This is a genomic window from Psychromonas ossibalaenae ATCC BAA-1528 (assembly GCF_000381745.1).
In the GTDB taxonomy this organism is placed as follows: Bacteria; Pseudomonadota; Gammaproteobacteria; order Enterobacterales; family Psychromonadaceae; genus Psychromonas; species Psychromonas ossibalaenae.
In genome coordinates this window covers 1-19,156 of record NZ_KB906985.1, presented here as the reverse complement: position 1 = coordinate 19,156, position 19,156 = coordinate 1, and the positions used below count along the sequence as shown (strand labels likewise).

Below are 19,156 nucleotides of genomic sequence, written 5' to 3'. Positions count from 1 at the left end.
TGTGGCGACGTTTTTTTATAAAGCAATTGATGCTCAGGGTAAGCAGAAGAAAGGTACGTTAGAAGCTGATTCTGCCCGTCAGCTGCGTCAGCAGCTGCGCGCTTCCGGTTTAACACCGATAGAGGTTGAAGCTGTTGCTGCTAAAGCATCCAAAAGCGGTGCAGGTTTATTAAGCAGTAAAATTAATACAGCGGATCTGGCATTAGTTACACGTCAGCTGTCAACTTTGGTTGCATCGGCCATCCCGATTGAAGAGTGTTTACAGGCTGTTGTTGAGCAGTGTGATAAACCTAAAATAAAAGCCATGCTTGTTGCGGTGCGAAGCGGTGTTCTTGAAGGGCATAGTCTTGCCGACAGTATGCGCGCTTTTCCGCTTATTTTTGATAATCTGTTCTGTGCCATGGTGGCCGCTGGTGAGAAGTCCGGACATCTGGATAAAGTATTAGACAGACTGGCGGATTACGCTGAGCAGCGTCAGGAAATGAAAAGCAAAATGATGCAGGCGATGATCTATCCGATAGTGCTTACCTTAGTGGCTATTTCAGTGGTTACTATTCTGCTGACTTCAGTTGTTCCCCAAGTTGTCGGACAGTTCGAACATATGGGGGCGGATCTGCCCGGTACTACTCAGTTTCTAATCGCTTCCAGTGACGCGCTTCGTGATTATGGTATCTATCTTCTGATGTTTATTATTGCCTTCTTCTTTTTTGTAAAACAGTACCTTAAAAAAGAAAGTAACCAGTTGCGCTTTGACCAGTATCTGCTTAAGGTAGCTGTGGTCGGTCGTGTTGCTAATGATCTTAATACTGCAAGATTTGCACGTACATTGAGTATTTTAAACAGCAGTGCGGTACCATTATTGGAGGCGATGTCTATTGCCGGGCAGGTATTGAGTAATCTATACATGCGTCAGCAGGTTGGTGAAGCGACGGATCGTGTTCGTGAGGGAGCCAGTTTAGGGCGATCTTTAGAAAGTACCAAACAGTTTCCGCCTATGATGCTGCATATGATCGCCAGTGGTGAACGCAGCGGAGAGCTTGGAAATATGCTGGAGCGCTGTGCGGATAATCAGGACAAACAATTTTCGTCACAGGTCACTATTGCACTAGGTATTTTTGAGCCTGCTTTGGTTATTTCCATGGCAGGAGCCGTGTTATTTATTGTGGTAGCAATCCTAGAGCCGATTCTTCAGCTTAACAATATGGTTGCAGGTTAATTATCGCAGTGATAATGGATATATCGTCAGCAGGCCGATAATAACAAGCAGAAATTTTTCTTATTTGAAAACGTGACAGCTTAGCTGTTATTTTGACAACAAAAATTAAAAGGGTATTTCATGAAAAACAGCAGTATCAAGCACAGCAGCAAGCAGAAAGGTTTTACCTTGCTCGAAATCATGGTGGTTATCGTTATTTTAGGTGTACTTGCCTCTATGGTTGTACCTAACTTAATGGGTAATAAAGACAAAGCCGATCGCCAGAAAGTAGTATCAGATATTATTGCATTAGAAAATGCGTTAGATATGTATAAATTAGATAACGGCTCTTACCCGAGTACGGATCAGGGCTTAGAAGCACTGGTCAGTGAGCCGAGCGGGTCGCCGGAGCCGCGTAATTATCGTGAAGATGGTTACATTAAACGTCTTCCAGAAGATCCGTGGGGTAATGAATATGTATTAAACAGTCCTGGCGAACATAGTAAGATTGATGTGCTGTCTGTTGGTCCGGACGGCGAAGAAGGCAGTGATGATGATATAGGTAACTGGAATCTTGATGGTAAAGATGACGAATATTAAACTGCTGTAAATTAGATTGATTACTAAACGAATGTTAATTAACCATCGGCGCCAGGCCGGTTTTACACTGCTTGAAATTATGCTGGTATTTTTACTGATCGGCATGGTGTCAGTCGCCGTGGTTATGACCCTGCCGGACAACTTATCATCAGATAGAAGTTTGGACTGGCAGGCACAGCGTTTTAGTACTGTTTTACAGTTTGCTGAAGATGAAGCCCTGATTTCCGGTAAAGAGTTAGGCCTGGTTTTTGATAAAAATAATTACCAGTTCGCCTGGTATGATCACGATACCAGAAAATGGCTGCCGGTTCCTGATGAGCTGTTCACTGCTAAAGTTGAACTGCCTGAATCGATGCGCATTGAGCATCAGCTGTTAGGCTCAGTGTGGGATGAGATTGACAGTGATAAGCAGGACGATTTTATCAATGCTGAAGATCGCGTAGAAATTGATGGTGATGATAATCTGCTCAGTCTAGATCCGCAGGTTTATATTATGGCGAGTGGTGAAGTAACACCATTTTCTCTGGTGTTTTCTATTGACGGCAGTGATAGGGAAGAAGATGTTGTTAAGCTTTCTGTTGATATGAGCGGCGTTATTACATTCCCAGAGTTGATTGAAGAATGAAAACAACACAAGGCGATAATTCAATAAAACAAAAAGGTATGACCCTGCTTGAAGTAATGCTAGCGCTGGTTATTTTAGGGGTTTCTGGTTTAGCGGTTATGAATGCCGCCTCAGCCGCCCTGAATAATCAGGCCTATCTGCAGGATAAGACCTTTGCGTTATGGATTGCCAGTAATAAATTAGCTGAGCTGAAGCTGGAAAAACAGTGGCCGGACGGAAGCTGGCGAAATGACGATCTAGAGTTTGCCGGCAAGACCTGGTACTGGCGCTACCAGGGAGTTGCAACGGGTGACAGCACTTTTAAAGCGCTGGATATTGAAGTTAGTGATAAAAAAGAAGGTAGGGCATTGTCCTACATTAGGACTTACATTGCTAAGCCGTAATTTCGCACCTAAGGTGCACAGCAAAGGATTTACCTTACTCGAGATATTAGTTGCGATTTCTATTTTTTCGCTATTGAGTTTAGTTGCTTATCAAATACTTCAGGGAGTATTGCAGAGCGGGGAAATAAGTAAAAAGCACAGTGAACGCCTAACGGAACTGCAGCGTGCAATGCTGATTATTGAGCAGGATTTTACCCAAATTGTAGCGCGTACATCGCGAGAAGACGGTCTGGAAACGGAAAATTTTCGTGCTTTAAGGGTTGATAAGGAACTATTTGAGTCGGATGATCAAGGCATTGAGTTTAACCGCCTCGGCTGGACCAATCCGTTAGGACTGCTGCCTCGTTCAGAGATTGTGCGGGTACGTTATCTGATTAAAGAAGGGCAGTTACAGCGCTTGTATTTTCTTTATCCTGATATTGTGGTTGGACAGGAGCCGGAAATGCAGGTGCTATTAGAAGACGTGACAGAGTTAACTTTTCGTTTTTGGAATAATGGCTGGCAGGATACCTGGGATAGTCCTAAAAGCTTACCTGAAGGTATTGAAATAAATATAACCAGCGAGCATTTTTCAGAATTGAGGCGGGTATTTTTAATTTCTGCTGGTGAGGTGCTTCAATAATGGCTTTGGCAGTGAATAAAAAACAACGTGGTATCGCTTTAATAACTGTATTAATGATTTTGGCGATTATGGTTACCATTGCTGCAACAATGACCGGGCGTTTAACCTTAGGTTTAAAACGTACAGAAGGTTTAACTTTCTCACAAAAAGTTTACTGGTACGGACAGTCCAGTATAGATTTAGGCATTAAAACCCTGAATGAAGACTTTGCTGATAGTGAAGTGGTCAGTCTAGATCAGACCTGGGCAACCCCTGATATGGTTTTTCCCCTTGATAACGGCCTTATGGCGGGGGAATTTAAAGATTTAAGAAGCTGTTTTAATGTCAATGCTCTTGCAGTGGCTGACAGTGAAAACGGAGATCGCGCGACTCCAATAACGCAGTTTCAGGATCTGCTGGTAGCACTGGAGATTGATGATTACGGCGCAGAGGTTATTGCTGAGTCAACACGAGACTGGATTGATCAAAACGACAGTTCAGGTTCGGGAACTGGTGCGGAAGATCGCTTTTATCAGGCTCGATCAGTACCGCATCTAGCCGCCAATAATCTGATGGTTGATATTAGTGAGCTGCGTGCCGTTCAGGGGGTTAGCCAAAATGTCTATGCCCGTATCGAGCCGTATTTATGTGCGATCCCTGCAAAGGATCAAAAAATAAATGTTAATACCGTAAGTACTGAACAGGCAGAGATTTTACATGCCCTGTTTAAAAAATATCATGATATTTCTATCAGTGATTTTCATTCACTGCTTGTAGACCGGCCGACAAGCGGCTGGAGTAATGTGGATGAATTCTTAGCAGAAAGTTTATTTAGCGGCTTAGTGATATCTGCGGAGTTAAAAGGGCAGTTGAATGTCAGCAGCGAGTTTTTTCAACTGGACGGGGTAGTCCAGTTTGAAGAGCGTTGGCTGGCAATAAAGCTGTTATTTACTATTGTTTCAAAAAAAGCAGAGGTAATTCGTTACCAGTCTGGTGGAGTTAGATGAGTTTAATGTTACAAAAAAGGGTGAGCCGCTTGGTGGTAAATGGAGAGTGTGGTGACTGAACGATTAATAATTCGCTTAGCGAGTGAAGCTTCGCAGAAGAACCATTGGCTTATCTGGTCTGATGATGAGAATGAAATTATTGCATCAGGTGAAGTTGATAATGCAGAGCAGTTAGATTTACTAACAGATAAAGCGCTGCAGCGTTCTGTTGTGTGTCTGCTGCCGGGGGTTGATGTGTGCATTAAACCCGTTGCGATTAACGGTGTATTTACCCGGCAGATGCAGCAGGGGTTACCCTACCTGGTTGAAGAGGAATTAGCCTCTGATGTAGAAAAACTACATTTTACGGTTTTAGCAAAAGAGAAGGATCTGATCCATATTGCCGTCTGCGAACAATCTAAAATGATTAACTGGTTAAGCTGGTTGGAAAATGCGCAGATAAAAGCCGAGCAGTTTATCCCGGAAGGGTTAGCACTACCGTTTTCAGATAACGGCAGCTGGCAGGCAGTACAGCTTGATAAACAGTGGTTAATTCGAGAAAGCTCTCTGATTGCCTGGAGTTGTGATGAGCTTATGCTTGAGTCTATCCTGCAGAGCAAACTTACCGATCTGCCGTCTCAAGTTATTGAAAGCCATAGTACAGCCGTTGAAAAGCATTCTGGAGAGTGGCTAAATGCGGAGCCGGTCCTGCCGATGGCATTATTAAGCGACGGGGTTAAAGGTAATAAATTTAATCTGCTCAACGGTGAATTTAAAGTACAGTCAGAAAGTAATAAGAACTTTGATAAATGGCGAGTCCCTGGCGTTGTGGTCGCTGTTTTAATGTTGGTTTTTATGCTTAATATTTATGTTAAAAATGAACAGGTATTGAAAAAAACGGAGCTGGCTAAACAGCGGACTGAACTGGTTTACAGCAAAGCATTTCCGGCAGAAAGTAAATTAAGATATGCGCGTATTAAGAAAAAACTGAATACGATGTTAAAAAATTTAGACAGCGGCGAGGCTGACTCTGGTTTTCTGCCTATGCTGAATGAGCTGGCACCTGCATTTGATAATAATTCAGAGCTCCAGCCGCAGAGCATAAAATTTGACAGTAGAAAGCAGGAGATACAGATTTTAGCCAGTGGTAAAAATTTCCCTGCTTTTGAGAAATTTTCAGCTTCACTGCCGCAGGAGTACACAGTGCAGCAGGGGGCTCTGACAAATAATAAGAATCGAGTTAGCGGTATGCTGACAATAAGGAAGAAATAATGGTTGAGCAGTTTAAAGCCTGGTGGCAGAGTATTTCTGAAAGAGAGCAGAAGCTTTTTTCATTAACAGGTGTTTTTTTATTGCTGGCGGTTATTTACTGGGGAGCGTGGAAACCGCTGACGGCACAGCTTGATAATAATAAAAAGCAGCTGATCAGGGCAGAGCAGACATTATCCTGGGTCGAAGATAAAGCCGCTGTATTACGCAAAGCGGGGGCTGCAGAGAATAAAAAAAACGGCAACCGTTTAAACTTAACACAAATTGTTACTCGCAGTGCCAAGAAGCAGGGAATTAGTTTCTCGCGTATTGTGGATAGAAAAGGAAGAATCGAAGTTTCGGTGAATGATGTTGAATTTAACCGCTTTGTAAACTGGTTAACAGTGTTAAGCAATCAGTATTCAGTTTCAGTTATTAACTCTGATTTATCAAGGACAGATAAAGCAGGTTACATAAAAATTAATCGCTTATTACTTGGGCACTAGATCCTGCAAAGAGATTCAATCTTCATGAAAATTAAAATTATTTCAGCTTTTTTTCTGTTATACATTATTTCTTTACTGATAACGCTACCTGCGTCAATGGTGACGGGATTTATTCCTGCACAGGCGGGAGTAAAAGTTAGTAACCCGTCGGGGTCTTTGTGGGACGGAAAAGCATCCCAGGTCAGCTATAACAAATACCAGCTGAAAAAGTTCTCCTGGAAAATTGACTGGTCTGCTTTGTTTAGCCTGCAGTTGAAGCTAGATATAAAGTTTAATAATGGTAATACAGAGATGTCAGGTAAAGGTTCTGTTTTAGCTGGCTTTTCCGGCTTAGCGGTAGAAAACTTACTGATAGACTCGAGTGCTTCAGAGATCCTTTCATACATCAAGCTGCCTGTACCGATAAAAGCCACTGGTGATATTACGCTGCAGGTAAAACAGGGCTCGCAGGGGGAACCATATTGCCAGGAACTTGACGGGCGTATCAGCTGGCAGGATGCAGAGATTAACAGTGATATGGGTAAAATTGATTTAGCATCGGTAGATATTGATTTGGGGTGTGATAAGGGGCAGATAAGCGCTGATTTAAAACAACAGTCAGAGCAGCTTCATACAACGGCAAATGCACTGCTTAAAGAGCATCAGGCATACCAGCTGAACGGCTTAATTAAAGCAACTAATAAGCTTAACCCGACATTTAAGCAGGGACTTTCATGGATTGGCGGAAAAGATTCTTCTGGTGCGACTATCTTAAAATTTAACGGCAAGCTGTAATTGTGTTTTTTATTCTCTGAGGGAAAAGTCAATGTCGAGAACAGTCCTGATTTTATCCTTGGTGGCGCTTTTATCGGCCTGTTTCTCAAATGAAAGTGATGAGTTAAACGCACTTTACAATGATGACGACGTGCAGATGGACAAACTTATACAAGGAGTGGACCACATTGAGTTTCTTTATAAGCAGCAGCGCGGCGGTCAGCAGGTTCATAGTGTCGGTAGAATTATTAAAATATTAAAAAATCAGGACAAACCTTTTGCTGCTCAGCAGATACTGCTTCGTTTGAGCTCCGGTAGAAAGCTGATTATTAAGCACAATATCGAGGCAGGTCAAGCTGTTCCGGACTTAAAGATTGGGGAGTCACTGGAGTTTTACGGAGTGTATCGGTGGAACTATAAAGGTGGACTGATTATAGGAACTCACCTGCTTGCTGACGAATCGAAAAAATCAGGCTGGCTAAAGTTCAACGACCTTACATATCAATAAAAATATAACTCTCATTCGATTTAAAAAATTACTTATCTCAACTGGTATAATGGCGTGTATAGATATACACTGTTTATGTTTACAGTTTATTTGTTATCTAAGTTAACTTAATGTATTTTAAGTAGTTTGGGTTTAGCATGGAGAAAACTAATGAAAGAGTTAACCAAGCGTCAGAATGAAGTTCTGGATGTGATTAAAGATCAGATTCAAAAAACCGGCATGCCCCCTACACGTGTAGAATTGGCTAAAATTCTTGGCTTTCGCAGTGCGAATGCTGCTGAAGAACATTTAAAAGCGTTAGCCCGTAAAGGCGCAATTGAAATATTGTCCGGTACATCACGGGGAATCCGGGTTTTAGCGGAGCATAAAAATAATGCGGCTGCCAATGATGAAGGGCTGCCGCTGGTTGGTATGGTTGCTGCTGGAGAGCCTATTTTAGCGCAGGAACATGTTGAGGCGCATTATGATGTTGATCCGTCATTATTTCATCCTGGCGCTGATTTCCTGCTGCGTGTTCAAGGGGAAAGTATGAAGGATATCGGTATTATGGATGGTGATTTATTAGCTGTGCATAAAACTCAGGATATCAGTAATGGTCAGGTAGTTGTCGCGCGTGTTGAAGATGATGTCACTGTGAAACGTTTTTACCGTGAAGGTAGTCAGGTAATATTAAAAGCGGAAAACAGCTCATTTGATCCCATTAAAGTAGACTTAGAATACCAGTCATTTGATATTGAAGGTATTGCTGTTGGTGTGATCCGTACGGCGGACTGGATGTAAACAAAGTTTGTCTGGAAAATTAGGTGTTTAGTTGATATTGAAAAGAATAATCGCCGGGATTATTCGAACTACAGAGCGGCTGCAAAAATGAAAAAAAGGTTATTGGGTATTGCTGTATTCATATGCATTGTGTCTTTTTTCGGACGGGGGCAGGCCGATAACCTTATTTCCAAAAATCCCTCTTTGGTGCTCCAAGATGCAGGTAAAACTGTCCCTGATTTTTCATTTATTATGTCCGCAGATCGTACCTTCACTAATAAAGATCTATTGAATAAATGGACTTTATTTTTTATAGGTTATACTTTTTGTCCTGATATCTGTCCCACAACCTTAGCGGACCTAGACCGTATATACCCTGAACTTATCAAAGCACCCTATAAAAATATTCAAGTTGTATTTGTGTCGGTTGATCCTAACCGCGATAAAGCAGAGCAGCTAGCTGAATATGTCAGTTACTTTAATCCTAATTTTAAAGGCACGACCAGCACTCACCAGAAACTGTTTCCTTTTGCTCAGAATTTAGGGCTTGTTTATAGTATTGTGGATGAGGGGGATACTGATCAGTATTATTTAGTTGACCATAGCGCTTCAATTGTTCTGATTAACCCGCGGGGGGAGCACCATGCTTCATTTAAAGCGCGACTTAATAAAGATGGTATCGCACATGTTAATATGGATTTAATGGTTCAAGATATTCATCATATTTATCAACAATGGCAGTAAAAAATAGCCTGCGTTTTTTTTACTGCCAGGTATATTGCTTTACTGCTTGTAAATTAATGTGACAGCAAGCTGAAACAGCTGAGAGGGAATATGAAAATTATATTATTAGCAGCAGCATCAGCATCTTTAAGCGCTTCCATCGAATTTGCATTATTGCAGAAAAACTATCACGTAGTATTAACCTCTGACGGCAAATCAGCTTTAGATTATATAGCTGAAAAAGAGGTCGATTTATTAATAACCACCTTGAATCTGCCGCTGGTTGATGGTTTAAATCTGGCTGAACAATTACGAAATCATTCTCAAAACCGTTTTACTCCCGTGCTGATATTAATCGATGAGCCCTTAGGAGAAGAAGAGGTTGCATCAAGGGGAGTTGCTGTTAATAGTTACCTCTCTATCCCTTTCACGATGGATGAGCTGCTTTTTAAAAGTGCAAAACTACTGTCCAGTTAGAGTGCTTCAAATGAGAAAGCCTGCCTTTTTCTTTGTACCTGGTGCGCTTACTCAGGATACGGCAATCACACATTGTGGACAGTAATTAATGCTTTAATGTCGGCCTTAATAAAAATGGCCGTTATTAATTTAAAGGTTTACTCCAGAAGAGCGCGCTGCCGCACTCTGGATCCAGCTGATAATCTGAAAACCCCTGTTTGTTATAAGCTTTTTTAGCAATCTGATTACCCTCTAATACTTCCAAGGTGATTTTGCAGCATTTTATTGATCGGGCTATTTTTTCAATCTCCGCAAATAACTGCCCGCTCAATCCCTGGCCTCGATAATTATTATGTACAACCAGATCATGAATATTTAACAAAGGCCGGCATGCAAAAGTTGAAAATCCTTCAATTGCGGTTAATAAAGCCGCAGGATTTTTATCCTTAAAGATTAATACTATAAATACATCATTGCGTTTTAACAGTGCTTCGATAAGGTTTTCTTTTGCAAAATCAGAGAGAGCTTCACCACCTCCCATGGGATCTAAAGCGTAATGAGACATCAGCTGCAGGTAAGCCTGTGCATGCTCTGCTATGGTTAAATCTGCCTGGACAATATTAAACATTTTCACTCCTTGTTAAATTCATCATCAACTATTGTGTCGATATTATCACCACTATGAATAAATTTAGAAGTTTTGTATCAATTAGTGTTAGACTTCTAGATGTCTAAATGAATTTATGTGGAGTATTGTAATGCCTATTCGTATACCTGATGATTTACCTGCTGCCGGAATATTAAAATCAGAGAATATTTTCACTATGTCTGAGTCTCGTGCCAGCCATCAGCATATTCGTCCTCTGCGGGTATTAATTTTGAATTTAATGCCGAAAAAAATTGAAACTGAAACTCAGTTGATGCGTCTGCTTTCTAATACTCCGCTGCAGGTAGATGTAGAGTTATTACGCGTGGATGCCAGAGCCTCACGTAATACCCCTCAAGAACATTTAGATAAATTTTACGGTGATTTTGAGCGTGTTAAAGATCAGAAGTGGGATGGTTTTATTATTACCGGCGCACCGCTTGGAAAAATTCCGTTTGAAGATGTCTACTACTGGGATAAGTTTACTGAAATTGTAGAGTGGTCCCGCCATAACGTGACCTCCACACTGTTTTTATGCTGGGCTGCACAGGCAGCCCTTAAATACTTATATGACTTTGATAAAACAACTCGTGATTCGAAATTATCAGGTATTTATCTGCATCGTACTTATGATCACCATCATCCTTTAGTGCGCGGTTTTGATGATGAATTCTGGGCGCCTTTATCACGTTTTGCCGAGTTTAATTCTGAAGAGCTGGCAGAAAAAAGTGACTTAACAATTTTTGCTGATGCGCCTGATGCCGGTGTTTATTTAGCAGCCAGCCCTGATTGTCGTCAGGTCTATATTTCAGGGCACCCGGAGTATGACGCTAATACATTAAATAATGAGTATTTACGTGATCAGGATGAAGGCTTAGATCCGGTTTTGCCTGTCAATTATTATCCTGGTGATGATGAGAATGAAATACCTCGTGCAATCTGGCGAAGTCACGGAAATTTGTTATACAGCAACTGGTTAAACTACTGTGTTTATCAAGTAACGCCGTACGATTTAGCAGAGCTGAAATAATCAAAAAAATAAAAGTGTGACGCACCTTTAAAAACGAATTATAAACAATTTTGCGGGCTGGTAATGTGTTGAATCAGACCTACACTTAATAGTAATTAATGAGCTGGAGGACAAACAAGGTATACCTAGCGCAGCGAATTTTTACAATATGTTAGTAGTTTGATTTTTGACAAATCGGTTAGTAGTTTAAGAAGCCTTATAAATTGTAATTTGCGGCTTTGTTTTTTTAAATTGTGTGTTTTGTTATTGTAAATAATTCGTTGATAATCTTAAAAACCAAGTGGAGGATAGTTTATTACTTCATATCAGTTTTTAGTAAGATCTGGACCCAGTTAGGAGCTGCAGTTAGTAATTGTAACTCAATCGCCCGAAGGGGTTTAGGGAAAGGATCTTTTTATTTCAGGTTTATTGTTAGTTGAAATAAAACGCTGGTTTCAGATGTATCACTAACATGGAGGGAATATATATTATTACTTCATATCAGTATCTTAAAGGTAGTAATAAATTTTAGGAGCGTGTTTTTTTAAGCAGCTCACCGCCGAATAAGTCGGCTCATCTATTACTGCTTTTTTTGTAACGTGATAGTCGATCATAAGATAAATGTATTGTAGTTTTATTGTGTTAGTTTCGAGTATTTTTGGTTTGTGTTTTTGGAGCCTGTTTCATTTATAAACAAAGTTAGTTGTAGTCGTTTATGTTTGTTAAGGTTAATGGAGTACAAGAGCTGAAGGATGGTAAAAGCCAGAAAGCATAAAACTATTAATTATGTTTATCGTGATGACATTGCAAATGTTCTTTTAAGCAAAAGCGAGCTGTTCCTAGCTCGCTTTTTTTATGCCTGATTTATCTGCCGCTTCTTTCAAGCTTGCCCCAACTATCAATTTATTCATTATTTATAACTAAATATTTCATACAGCTGTCCATCTTCAGGCGTAAATGCATATTGCTTTTATGTTAATATCTGTACAACTTAATCAGTAAAGTAACAGGGAACTCTATGTTAGTCGACGATCGCAGTGCACTTATTAAAGCTCAACTGGAAAAACACATTCTGCTTATTGACGGCGGCATGGGCACCATGATCCAGGCATATAAATTTGAAGAGCAGGACTATCGTGGTGAACGCTTCTCGAACTGGTCATGTGATGTCAAAGGTAATAATGATCTGCTGGTTTTAACTCAGCCGGATATTATTGCTGATATTCACCGAGAGTACCTCGATGCCGGCGCTGATATTCTTGAAACAAATACTTTTAATGCGACCACTATCGCGATGGCTGATTACGAGATGGAACATCTCTCAGCTGAAATCAATCGAGAGGCCGCGCGTATTGCCCGTCAGGTCGCGGATCAGAAAACAGCAGAAACACCGGACCGCCCGCGTTTTGTCGCTGGTGTTTTAGGCCCGACGAATAGAACCTGTTCAATCTCTCCCGATGTCAATGATCCGGCTTTTCGTAATGTCAGTTTTGATGAATTAGTGGAAGCTTACTCTGAATCAACTTTGGCCTTAATTGAAGGCGGTTGTGATTTAATATTAATTGAAACTGTATTCGATACCCTGAATGCCAAAGCTGCTGCATTTGCGGTCAGCGGCGTTTTTGAACAGCTTGGTTATAAATTACCGGTAATGGTCTCGGGTACCATTACCGATGCATCAGGACGTACACTGTCCGGGCAGACAACGGAAGCTTTTTATAACTCATTGCGTCATATTGAGCCTGTTTCCTTTGGCTTGAACTGTGCACTTGGGCCCGATGAACTGCGTCAGTATGTGCAGGAGATGTCGCGTATTTCAGAAACCTTTGTTTCAGCGCATCCCAATGCTGGTTTACCTAATGCTTTTGGTGAATACGACTTAGAAGCTGATGAAATGGCTGAGCATATTAAAGAATGGGCTGAAAGCGGCTTTTTAAATTTAGTCGGCGGCTGTTGTGGTACGACCCCCGCACATATTAAAGCGATGGCGGATGTGGTAGCCGGGGTTAAACCTCGGGCCCTGCCGGAAATTGAAGTAGCCTGCCGCTTAAGCGGTTTAGAAGCACTGACTATTAGTAAAGATTCACTGTTCCAGAATGTCGGCGAACGTACCAATGTTACTGGTTCGGCACGTTTTAAACGTTTAATTAAAGACGAGCTGTATGATGAAGCGTTAGAAGTTGCACTGCATCAGGTTGAAGCGGGTGCCGATATTATCGATATCAATATGGATGAAGCGATGCTTGATTCATTATATGCGATGAAACGTTTTCTCAATTTATGTGCCTCTGAACCGGATATTTCCCGTGTGCCGATCATGGTCGATTCTTCTAAATGGGAAATTTTAGAAGAAGGCCTTAAGTGTGTACAGGGTAAAGGTATTGTTAACTCAATCAGCATGAAAGAAGGTGTTGATAATTTTATCCGTCAGGCTAAGTTAATTCGCCGTTATGGTTTTGCGGTGATTGTAATGGCCTTTGATGAAGTCGGTCAGGCCGATACCCGAAAACGTAAGTTCGAAATTTGTCAGCGCTCTTACGATATTTTAGTCAACCAGGTTGGTTTCCCACCTGAAGATATAATTTTTGATCCGAATATTTTTGCCGTAGCAACGGGTATTGAAGAGCATAATAACTATGCCGTTGATTTTATTGATGCCGTTAAAGATATTAAAGATAACCTGCCGCATGCGATGATCTCAGGTGGTGTCTCTAATGTTTCATTTTCTTTCCGTGGTAACAACCCGGTTCGTGAAGCGATTCACGCGGTATTTCTCTATTACTGTTTCCAAAATGGTATGGATATGGGCATTGTTAATGCGGCTCAGCTGGCCATTTATGATGATATCCCCAAAGAGCTCAAAGATGCTGTAGAAGCTGTTGTTTTAAACAGCAGTCCGGATGCTACCGATGCGTTACTGGATATTGCAGAAAACTACCGAGATTCCGGCACTGAAAAAGTCGATGACGGCAAAGCCTTGGAGTGGCGCACACTGCCGGTTAATGAGCGTATTGCTCATGCCTTAGTAAAAGGTATTACCGAGTTTATTGAGGAAGATACAGAGCAAGCTCGTCTGGATGCTGATAAACCCATCGAAGTGATTGAAGGGCCGTTAATGGACGGCATGAATATTGTTGGTGATTTGTTTGGTGAAGGTAAAATGTTTCTGCCGCAGGTGGTTAAATCTGCGCGAGTGATGAAGCAGGCTGTTGCTTATTTAAATCCTTTTATAGAGGAAACTAAAGAGGTCGGTGCAGCTAACGGTAAAATCGTGATGGCAACCGTGAAGGGGGACGTACATGATATCGGTAAGAATATTGTGGGTGTTATTCTGCAGTGTAATAACTATGAAATTATCGACTTAGGCGTAATGGTTCCTACTGAGAAAATAATTAAAACGGCTATTGCGGAAAATGCCGATATAATTGGTTTATCCGGTTTAATTACTCCTTCTCTTGATGAAATGGTTTATGTGGCTAAAGAGATGCAGCGGCAGGGATTGAAGTTACCGCTGCTGATCGGCGGGGCAACAACTTCTAAAGCACATACTGCAGTTAAAATTGAGCAGAATTACGATCAGCCGGTTGTTTACGTATCCAATGCGTCACGTGCTGTAGGTGTTTGTCAGAAATTATTAAACCCTGAACATAAACCTGAGTTTGTTGAAAAACTGGATCTGGACTATCAGCGTGTGCGTGAACAGCATGCCAATAAGCGCCCCCGCAGTGCACCCGTTTCTCTGCAGAGAGCCCGTGATAACTGCGCTAAAATTGACTGGGCAAATTATCAGCCGCCGGTACCGAAACAGCTTGGTGTACAAGTGATAAAAAATATGTCGATTAAGACATTACGAGAATATATTGACTGGACGCCTTTCTTTATGACCTGGGGCCTTGCTGGTAAATACCCGCGTATATTAGAAGATGAAGTGGTTGGTGTGGAGGCTTCGCGTTTATTCGCTGATGCACTTAAGATGCTTGATACAGTGGAATCTGGCGGTGAGATATCTGCCAGCGGCATTGTGGGAATTTTTCCGGCAAACAGTGTAAACGACAGTATTGAAATATATGCGGACGAATCCCGCACTGAAATACTGCAGGTAAGTGAAAACTTACGTCAGCAGACTGAGAAAAAAGCTCCCTTTGTAAATCACTGTCTATCGGATTATGTGGCGCCTAAGTCTTCAGGTGTTGCGGATTATCTAGCTGCTTTTGCGGTGACAGGCGGGATTGGCGAACGCGAAGTTGCTGAACGCTATAAAGCTGATAACGATGACTATAATGCTATTCTTGTGCAGGCAGTATGTGACCGTTTAGCAGAAGCTTTTGCGGAATATCTGCATCAGCAGACCCGTAAAGAATACTGGGGATTTGCGCCGCATGAAACGCTGGCAAACGATGATCTGATTCGTGAGAAATATCAGGGTATTCGTCCAGCTCCTGGCTATCCGGCCTGTCCAGAGCATAGTGAAAAAGAAATTATCTGGAACCTGATGAATGTGGAGCAGGAAATCGGTATGCAGTTAACTTCCAGTTACGCAATGTATCCGGGAGCTGCCGTTTCAGGCTGGATCTTCTCACATCCTGAAAGCCGTTATTTTGCCGTTGCTAAAATTCAACCGGACCAGGTCGAAGACTATGCACATCGCAAAGGCTGGGATCTAGAAACGGCACAGCGCTGGTTAGGTCCGAATCTGTAAATAGTAAACGTAGATTAATCTGCGCTTTGTTGTAAACTCAAAGGGAGCCTTCGGCTCCCTTTTGGCTCATGCTATAAAATATTCACTGATTTATCTTGCTATAGCGGAATAAATCTTTATTTATTGCACCGCTGCCTCTATCATTGGCGATCCGTTTTTATAGTTGGTTGGACAGATGCCCAAAATTACTCAGCAAGATATTTTCACTAGTTTCGGTCGTAATATTATTGACCGGGGAACGCGTTATTTTAAAGAAAGCCGCGTTTTATCGTGTGAATATGATGAGCAGGAAAATAAACTTAGCGGCAGTGTTAAAGGGACATCAGAAACGCCTTATCAAACCACGGCTTCAATTAAAAAATCCAATAAAGGCGGGTTTATTATCCACAGTACCTGCAGCTGTCCTGTGGGCTGGAACTGTAAACACGCAGTGGCTCTACTGCTTGCTTATCAGGCAGATACTCCCAATTATAATATTGAAAACAGCTATCAGACCTGGTTTGAACTGCTCCAGGCACAGTTAGCCAAAAAACAGCCGGTTACTAGCGCTAGTGCTTATCAGGGTTATTTCCGCCTGTCTTTTAATAAAAGCCTATACAACCATTCACTGCAGTACCTGCAGGTTGAATACGGCTCTGTACGCTTTTTAAAAAGCGAAAATGTCAGTGTTTTTGCTGAAAAAGATCTTATTTCAGTGGTTGATAATGAATCCTGGATGGAAAGTTATAAATGGGTTAAAGCTGAAGATGTTAGTATTCTGCAGCTGTTATTAGCTAAAGAAGGGCGAGTGCCTAAGCTGGCTAAAACATATATCCACAATGAACATGATTTGCTGGCACTTCAGAAAATTCTGGCAAGCGGGCGTTGTTTTTGGAACGATTTATCACTGCCCCTGCATCATTCTGAAAGTAAAGAACTGCAGCTACAATGGTTAGAGCAGGAAGATAATTTAAAACAATTACAAGTCAGCCTGCAGGACTGTGAAAACTGGCTGCTGGTACCAACTCCTCAGCCTTATTATCTGGATACCGATAAAGGCTTAGTTGGTGAGATAAGCAGTGAATTTGATCGAGACTGGGTATTATCTCTGTTAAAAACCCCGCCGCTGGCTAAAAAACAGTGTGTGCACTTTACTCAGGAAGTTTCACTGCGTTTTCCTCAGGCCGTTCTGCCTAACCCTATTGAATTCCAGACACGTAATATTAGTGAGCCGTTACAGGTTGTATTTGAGCTTAATGAAAAAAACATTAAAGAGCAGCCGTTATTTCTTGCTCGTTTAACTTTCTGTTACGGCGAGTTGGTACTGAATCCGAGTGTGACTGATGAACCGGACCGCACGCAGTTTATGTGGAAAAATGAAATAGTCAACATCGCGCGTGAGGTTGAAAAAGAGTCTCTGGCGATGCGCGAGTTTGAACAGTTGTGTCTGCTTGACGTACACATGTACGATCCTAAACAGCCTAAAACTGCGCAGTTACTGGGCATTTTACCTCCAGAATTAGGCGGTTCGCAGCAGTTCCAGTGGTTGTCTCTATTGACGGCTCATAAAGCTCGTTTAGAGGTTTTAGGCTGGCGGTTTGATATCTCTTCTGAACTGGCATTACAAAGCGATCAGATTGACAGTATTGATATTGAAGTTGAAGAGCAGGGTAACTGGTTTGATTTAGGAGTCTCTATTGAAATTGACGGTAAGCGTATTGCACTGCTGCCTTTATTATTAGAATGGCTGCGCAGCAACGAAGACTGGCAGCAGCATCAGTTTGATATTCTGCTGGCACAGCCCAATGGACGTCCGTTACGTATTAAGCGTGAATCTATTCAGCCGATTTTATCTATTCTGCAGGAGTTGGGTGAAGTCAATAATGACAATATTCATCTGCCGCAAAGCCAGGCTGCTTTATTAGCACAGTTACCAGAGATAAACCGCTGGGTAGGCGGGGACCATGTAAAAGCATTAGCAGAAAAGCTGGCTAATTTTTCCGGTATCCAGGCGGTAGAGCTGCCTGAAAATCTTAATGCAACATTACGTGATTACCAGTTAACCGGATTAAACTGGCTGGTATTCTTAAATGAATATGGTTTTTCCGGAGTATTAGCCGATGATATGGGCCTGGGTAAAACTATCCAGGCTCTGGCGTATTTATTGTATAAAAAACAGCGCGGCCAGTTAGAAAACCCTGCTCTGGTGATCTGCCCGACCTCACTGGTGGGCAACTGGTTGAATGAAGCCGTTAAGTTCACTCCTACATTAAAAGTACTGGTGCTGCACGGCACCGATAGGCATCAATACTTTGCAGATGTGCCCGATTATGATTTAGTGATCACAACTTATCCTCTGGTTGGACGGGACTTTGCCCAGCTTGAAGAGATGCAGTTCTCTGATTTAATTCTTGATGAAGCGCAGACAATTAAGAATCCATTGGCGAAGATGACCAAAAGTATCAAGCAGCTTAATGCCAGACAACGTTTATGTCTGACCGGTACACCAATGGAAAATCATCTGGGTGAGTTATGGTCTTTGTTTGATTTCTTAATGCCCGGCTTTTTAGGGACTCACAGTACCTTTAATCGTTTTTATCGTAAAGGTATTGAAGGTGAGGGTAATCAGCAGATTCAAGACTGGTTAATTCAAAAGACCCGGCCGTTTTTATTACGCCGTACCAAAGATGATGTTGCAAAAGAACTGCCGGCTAAAACTGAAATTATCCATAATGTTATTCTGCCTAATGATCAGCGCACATTATATGAGAGTATTCGTGTCACCATGGAAGCGAAGGTACGCGATCTGCTCAAAGAAAAAGGTATGGCAAGAAGCCGTATCGAATTTTTAGATGCACTGCTTAAACTGCGTCAGGCCTGCTGTGATCCCCGCTTAGTGAAACTTGAACATGCACAGAATATTAAAAGTTCAGCTAAACTGGATTTCTTAATGGAAATTCTGCCGGAGATGATTGAAGAAGGGCGCCGCATTCTGATCTTCTCACAATTCGCACAGATGTTAGGTCTGATTGAAGAGTCCCTGCAGGCTGAGGGAATCGACTTTGTGAAGCTAACCGGGCAGACCCGTAACCGTACAGAGGTTATTGATAAGTTTCAGTCCGGAGATGTGCCGGTATTCCTTATCTCGTTAAAAGCGGGTGGTGTCGGCCTGAACTTAACCGCTGCTGATACCGTTATTCATTACGATCCCTGGTGGAACCCTGCTGTAGAAAATCAGGCAACGGACCGCGCGTATCGTATCGGCCAGGATAAACCGGTATTTGTTTATAAGCTGATTTGTGAACATACCGTTGAAGAGCGTGTTTTAGCTCTGCAGACACGTAAACAGAAACTAGCCGACAGTGTTTATGGCAAAGAACAGGAAGAGAAGTTTGCGCCTGATAACAGTGATGCATTACTCAAACTGTTTGAACGTTATTAAACTGTGACGGTGATGAATAAGTTTGCATCGTCAGTAAA

General features: G+C 41.9%; 17 protein-coding genes. 16 read left to right on the top strand and 1 reads right to left on the bottom strand.

The genetic code is table 11. The features are described from left to right. The first annotated feature begins 1 nt into the window (after nt 1). The 13 genes from gspF (at nt 2) to G327_RS24460 (ending at nt 9,364) form a co-directional block, all read left to right on the top strand. Entirely contained in the window at nt 2-1,216 is a 1,215-nt protein-coding gene (gspF, locus tag G327_RS0110760) for a type II secretion system inner membrane protein GspF (protein WP_019614783.1), read from the top strand. Between the two features lie 120 nt (nt 1,217-1,336). Then, a complete protein-coding gene (gene gspG, locus G327_RS0110755; protein WP_019614782.1) occupies nt 1,337-1,795 on the top strand; it encodes a type II secretion system major pseudopilin GspG in 459 nt (152 codons plus the stop codon). A 31-nt stretch (nt 1,796-1,826) separates the two neighbouring features. Continuing rightward, nucleotides 1,827-2,420 carry a type II secretion system minor pseudopilin GspH gene (gene gspH / locus G327_RS0110750; protein WP_019614781.1) on the top strand — a complete coding sequence of 198 codons (594 nt, stop codon included), beginning with the start codon at nt 1,827-1,829 and terminating at the stop codon, nt 2,418-2,420. Beyond that, nucleotides 2,417-2,803, top strand: a complete 387-nt coding sequence (gene gspI, locus G327_RS0110745) for a type II secretion system minor pseudopilin GspI (RefSeq protein WP_019614780.1) — start codon at nt 2,417-2,419, stop codon at nt 2,801-2,803. The genes gspH and gspI overlap by 4 nt, the downstream gene beginning before the upstream one ends. Next, on the top strand, nt 2,790-3,425 hold the full coding sequence (gspJ, locus tag G327_RS0110740) for a type II secretion system minor pseudopilin GspJ (RefSeq protein WP_019614779.1): 636 nt from the start codon (nt 2,790-2,792) through the stop codon (nt 3,423-3,425). Before gspI ends, gspJ begins: the two co-directional genes overlap by 14 nt. Before the next feature lie 11 nt (nt 3,426-3,436). Beyond that, a complete protein-coding gene (gspK, locus tag G327_RS0110735) occupies nt 3,437-4,411 on the top strand; it encodes a type II secretion system minor pseudopilin GspK (protein WP_033298195.1) in 975 nt (324 codons plus the stop codon). Between the two features lie 51 nt (nt 4,412-4,462). Continuing rightward, nucleotides 4,463-5,662: a type II secretion system protein GspL gene (gene gspL / locus G327_RS0110730; protein ID WP_019614777.1), complete on the top strand. Its 1,200-nt coding sequence runs from the start codon at nt 4,463-4,465 to the stop codon at nt 5,660-5,662. Beyond that, the gene (locus G327_RS0110725; RefSeq protein ID WP_019614776.1) at nt 5,662-6,144 is read left to right on the top strand and encodes a type II secretion system protein M; all 483 of its coding nucleotides are present in this window, start codon (nt 5,662-5,664) and stop codon (nt 6,142-6,144) included. The genes gspL and G327_RS0110725 overlap by 1 nt, the downstream gene beginning before the upstream one ends. A gap of 24 nt (nt 6,145-6,168) precedes the next feature. After that, nucleotides 6,169-6,918: a type II secretion system protein N gene (locus tag G327_RS0110720; protein WP_019614775.1), complete on the top strand. Its 750-nt coding sequence runs from the start codon at nt 6,169-6,171 to the stop codon at nt 6,916-6,918. Nucleotides 6,919-6,949: 31 nt separating this feature from the next. After that, the gene (locus G327_RS24465) at nt 6,950-7,405 is read left to right on the top strand and encodes a DUF3465 domain-containing protein (RefSeq protein ID WP_019614774.1); all 456 of its coding nucleotides are present in this window, start codon (nt 6,950-6,952) and stop codon (nt 7,403-7,405) included. Between the two features lie 150 nt (nt 7,406-7,555). Continuing rightward, the gene (gene lexA / locus G327_RS0110710; RefSeq protein WP_026339308.1) at nt 7,556-8,185 is read left to right on the top strand and encodes a transcriptional repressor LexA; all 630 of its coding nucleotides are present in this window, start codon (nt 7,556-7,558) and stop codon (nt 8,183-8,185) included. An 87-nt stretch (nt 8,186-8,272) separates the two neighbouring features. Next, a complete protein-coding gene (locus G327_RS0110705; RefSeq protein WP_019614773.1) occupies nt 8,273-8,908 on the top strand; it encodes an SCO family protein in 636 nt (211 codons plus the stop codon). Between the two features lie 90 nt (nt 8,909-8,998). Beyond that, nucleotides 8,999-9,364 (top strand): response regulator, encoded by a 366-nt coding sequence (locus G327_RS24460; protein ID WP_019614772.1) that lies wholly within the window; start codon nt 8,999-9,001, stop codon nt 9,362-9,364. A 124-nt stretch (nt 9,365-9,488) separates the two neighbouring features. Here the strand turns inward: G327_RS24460 and G327_RS0110695 are convergent, their stop codons facing one another. Continuing rightward, the gene (locus G327_RS0110695) at nt 9,489-9,971 is read right to left on the bottom strand and encodes a GNAT family N-acetyltransferase (RefSeq protein WP_019614771.1); all 483 of its coding nucleotides are present in this window, start codon (nt 9,969-9,971) and stop codon (nt 9,489-9,491) included. Between the two features lie 130 nt (nt 9,972-10,101). Here G327_RS0110695 and metA point away from each other — a divergent pair, with 130 nt between their 5' ends. From metA to G327_RS0110675, 3 genes are all read left to right on the top strand, one after another. Next, nucleotides 10,102-11,019, top strand: coding sequence for a homoserine O-acetyltransferase MetA (metA, locus tag G327_RS0110690; protein ID WP_019614770.1), 918 nt, complete (start codon nt 10,102-10,104; stop codon nt 11,017-11,019). Between the two features lie 997 nt (nt 11,020-12,016). Next, a complete protein-coding gene (gene metH / locus G327_RS0110680; protein ID WP_019614768.1) occupies nt 12,017-15,697 on the top strand; it encodes a methionine synthase in 3,681 nt (1,226 codons plus the stop codon). Between the two features lie 175 nt (nt 15,698-15,872). Continuing rightward, entirely contained in the window at nt 15,873-19,118 is a 3,246-nt protein-coding gene (locus G327_RS0110675; protein ID WP_019614767.1) for a DEAD/DEAH box helicase, read from the top strand. Nucleotides 19,119-19,156 lie beyond the last annotated feature (38 nt).

Bases quoted from the DNA above. Each gene is read 5' to 3' on its own strand.
- gspG (WP_019614782.1), top strand. From the start codon at position 1,337: ATGAAAAACAGCAGTATCAAGCACAGCAGCAAGCAGAAAGGTTTTACC.
- gspH (WP_019614781.1), top strand. From the start codon at position 1,827: ATGTTAATTAACCATCGGCGCCAGGCCGGTTTTACACTGCTTGAAATT.
- gspI (WP_019614780.1), top strand. From the start codon at position 2,417: ATGAAAACAACACAAGGCGATAATTCAATAAAACAAAAAGGTATGACC.
- G327_RS0110725 (WP_019614776.1), top strand. From the start codon at position 5,662: ATGGTTGAGCAGTTTAAAGCCTGGTGGCAGAGTATTTCTGAAAGAGAG.
- G327_RS0110720 (WP_019614775.1), top strand. From the start codon at position 6,169: ATGAAAATTAAAATTATTTCAGCTTTTTTTCTGTTATACATTATTTCT.
- G327_RS24465 (WP_019614774.1), top strand. From the start codon at position 6,950: ATGTCGAGAACAGTCCTGATTTTATCCTTGGTGGCGCTTTTATCGGCC.
- lexA (WP_026339308.1), top strand. From the start codon at position 7,556: ATGAAAGAGTTAACCAAGCGTCAGAATGAAGTTCTGGATGTGATTAAA.
- G327_RS0110705 (WP_019614773.1), top strand. From the start codon at position 8,273: ATGAAAAAAAGGTTATTGGGTATTGCTGTATTCATATGCATTGTGTCT.
- G327_RS24460 (WP_019614772.1), top strand. From the start codon at position 8,999: ATGAAAATTATATTATTAGCAGCAGCATCAGCATCTTTAAGCGCTTCC.
- G327_RS0110695 (WP_019614771.1), bottom strand. From the start codon at position 9,971: ATGTTTAATATTGTCCAGGCAGATTTAACCATAGCAGAGCATGCACAG.
- metA (WP_019614770.1), top strand. From the start codon at position 10,102: ATGCCTATTCGTATACCTGATGATTTACCTGCTGCCGGAATATTAAAA.
- metH (WP_019614768.1), top strand. From the start codon at position 12,017: ATGTTAGTCGACGATCGCAGTGCACTTATTAAAGCTCAACTGGAAAAA.
- G327_RS0110675 (WP_019614767.1), top strand. From the start codon at position 15,873: ATGCCCAAAATTACTCAGCAAGATATTTTCACTAGTTTCGGTCGTAAT.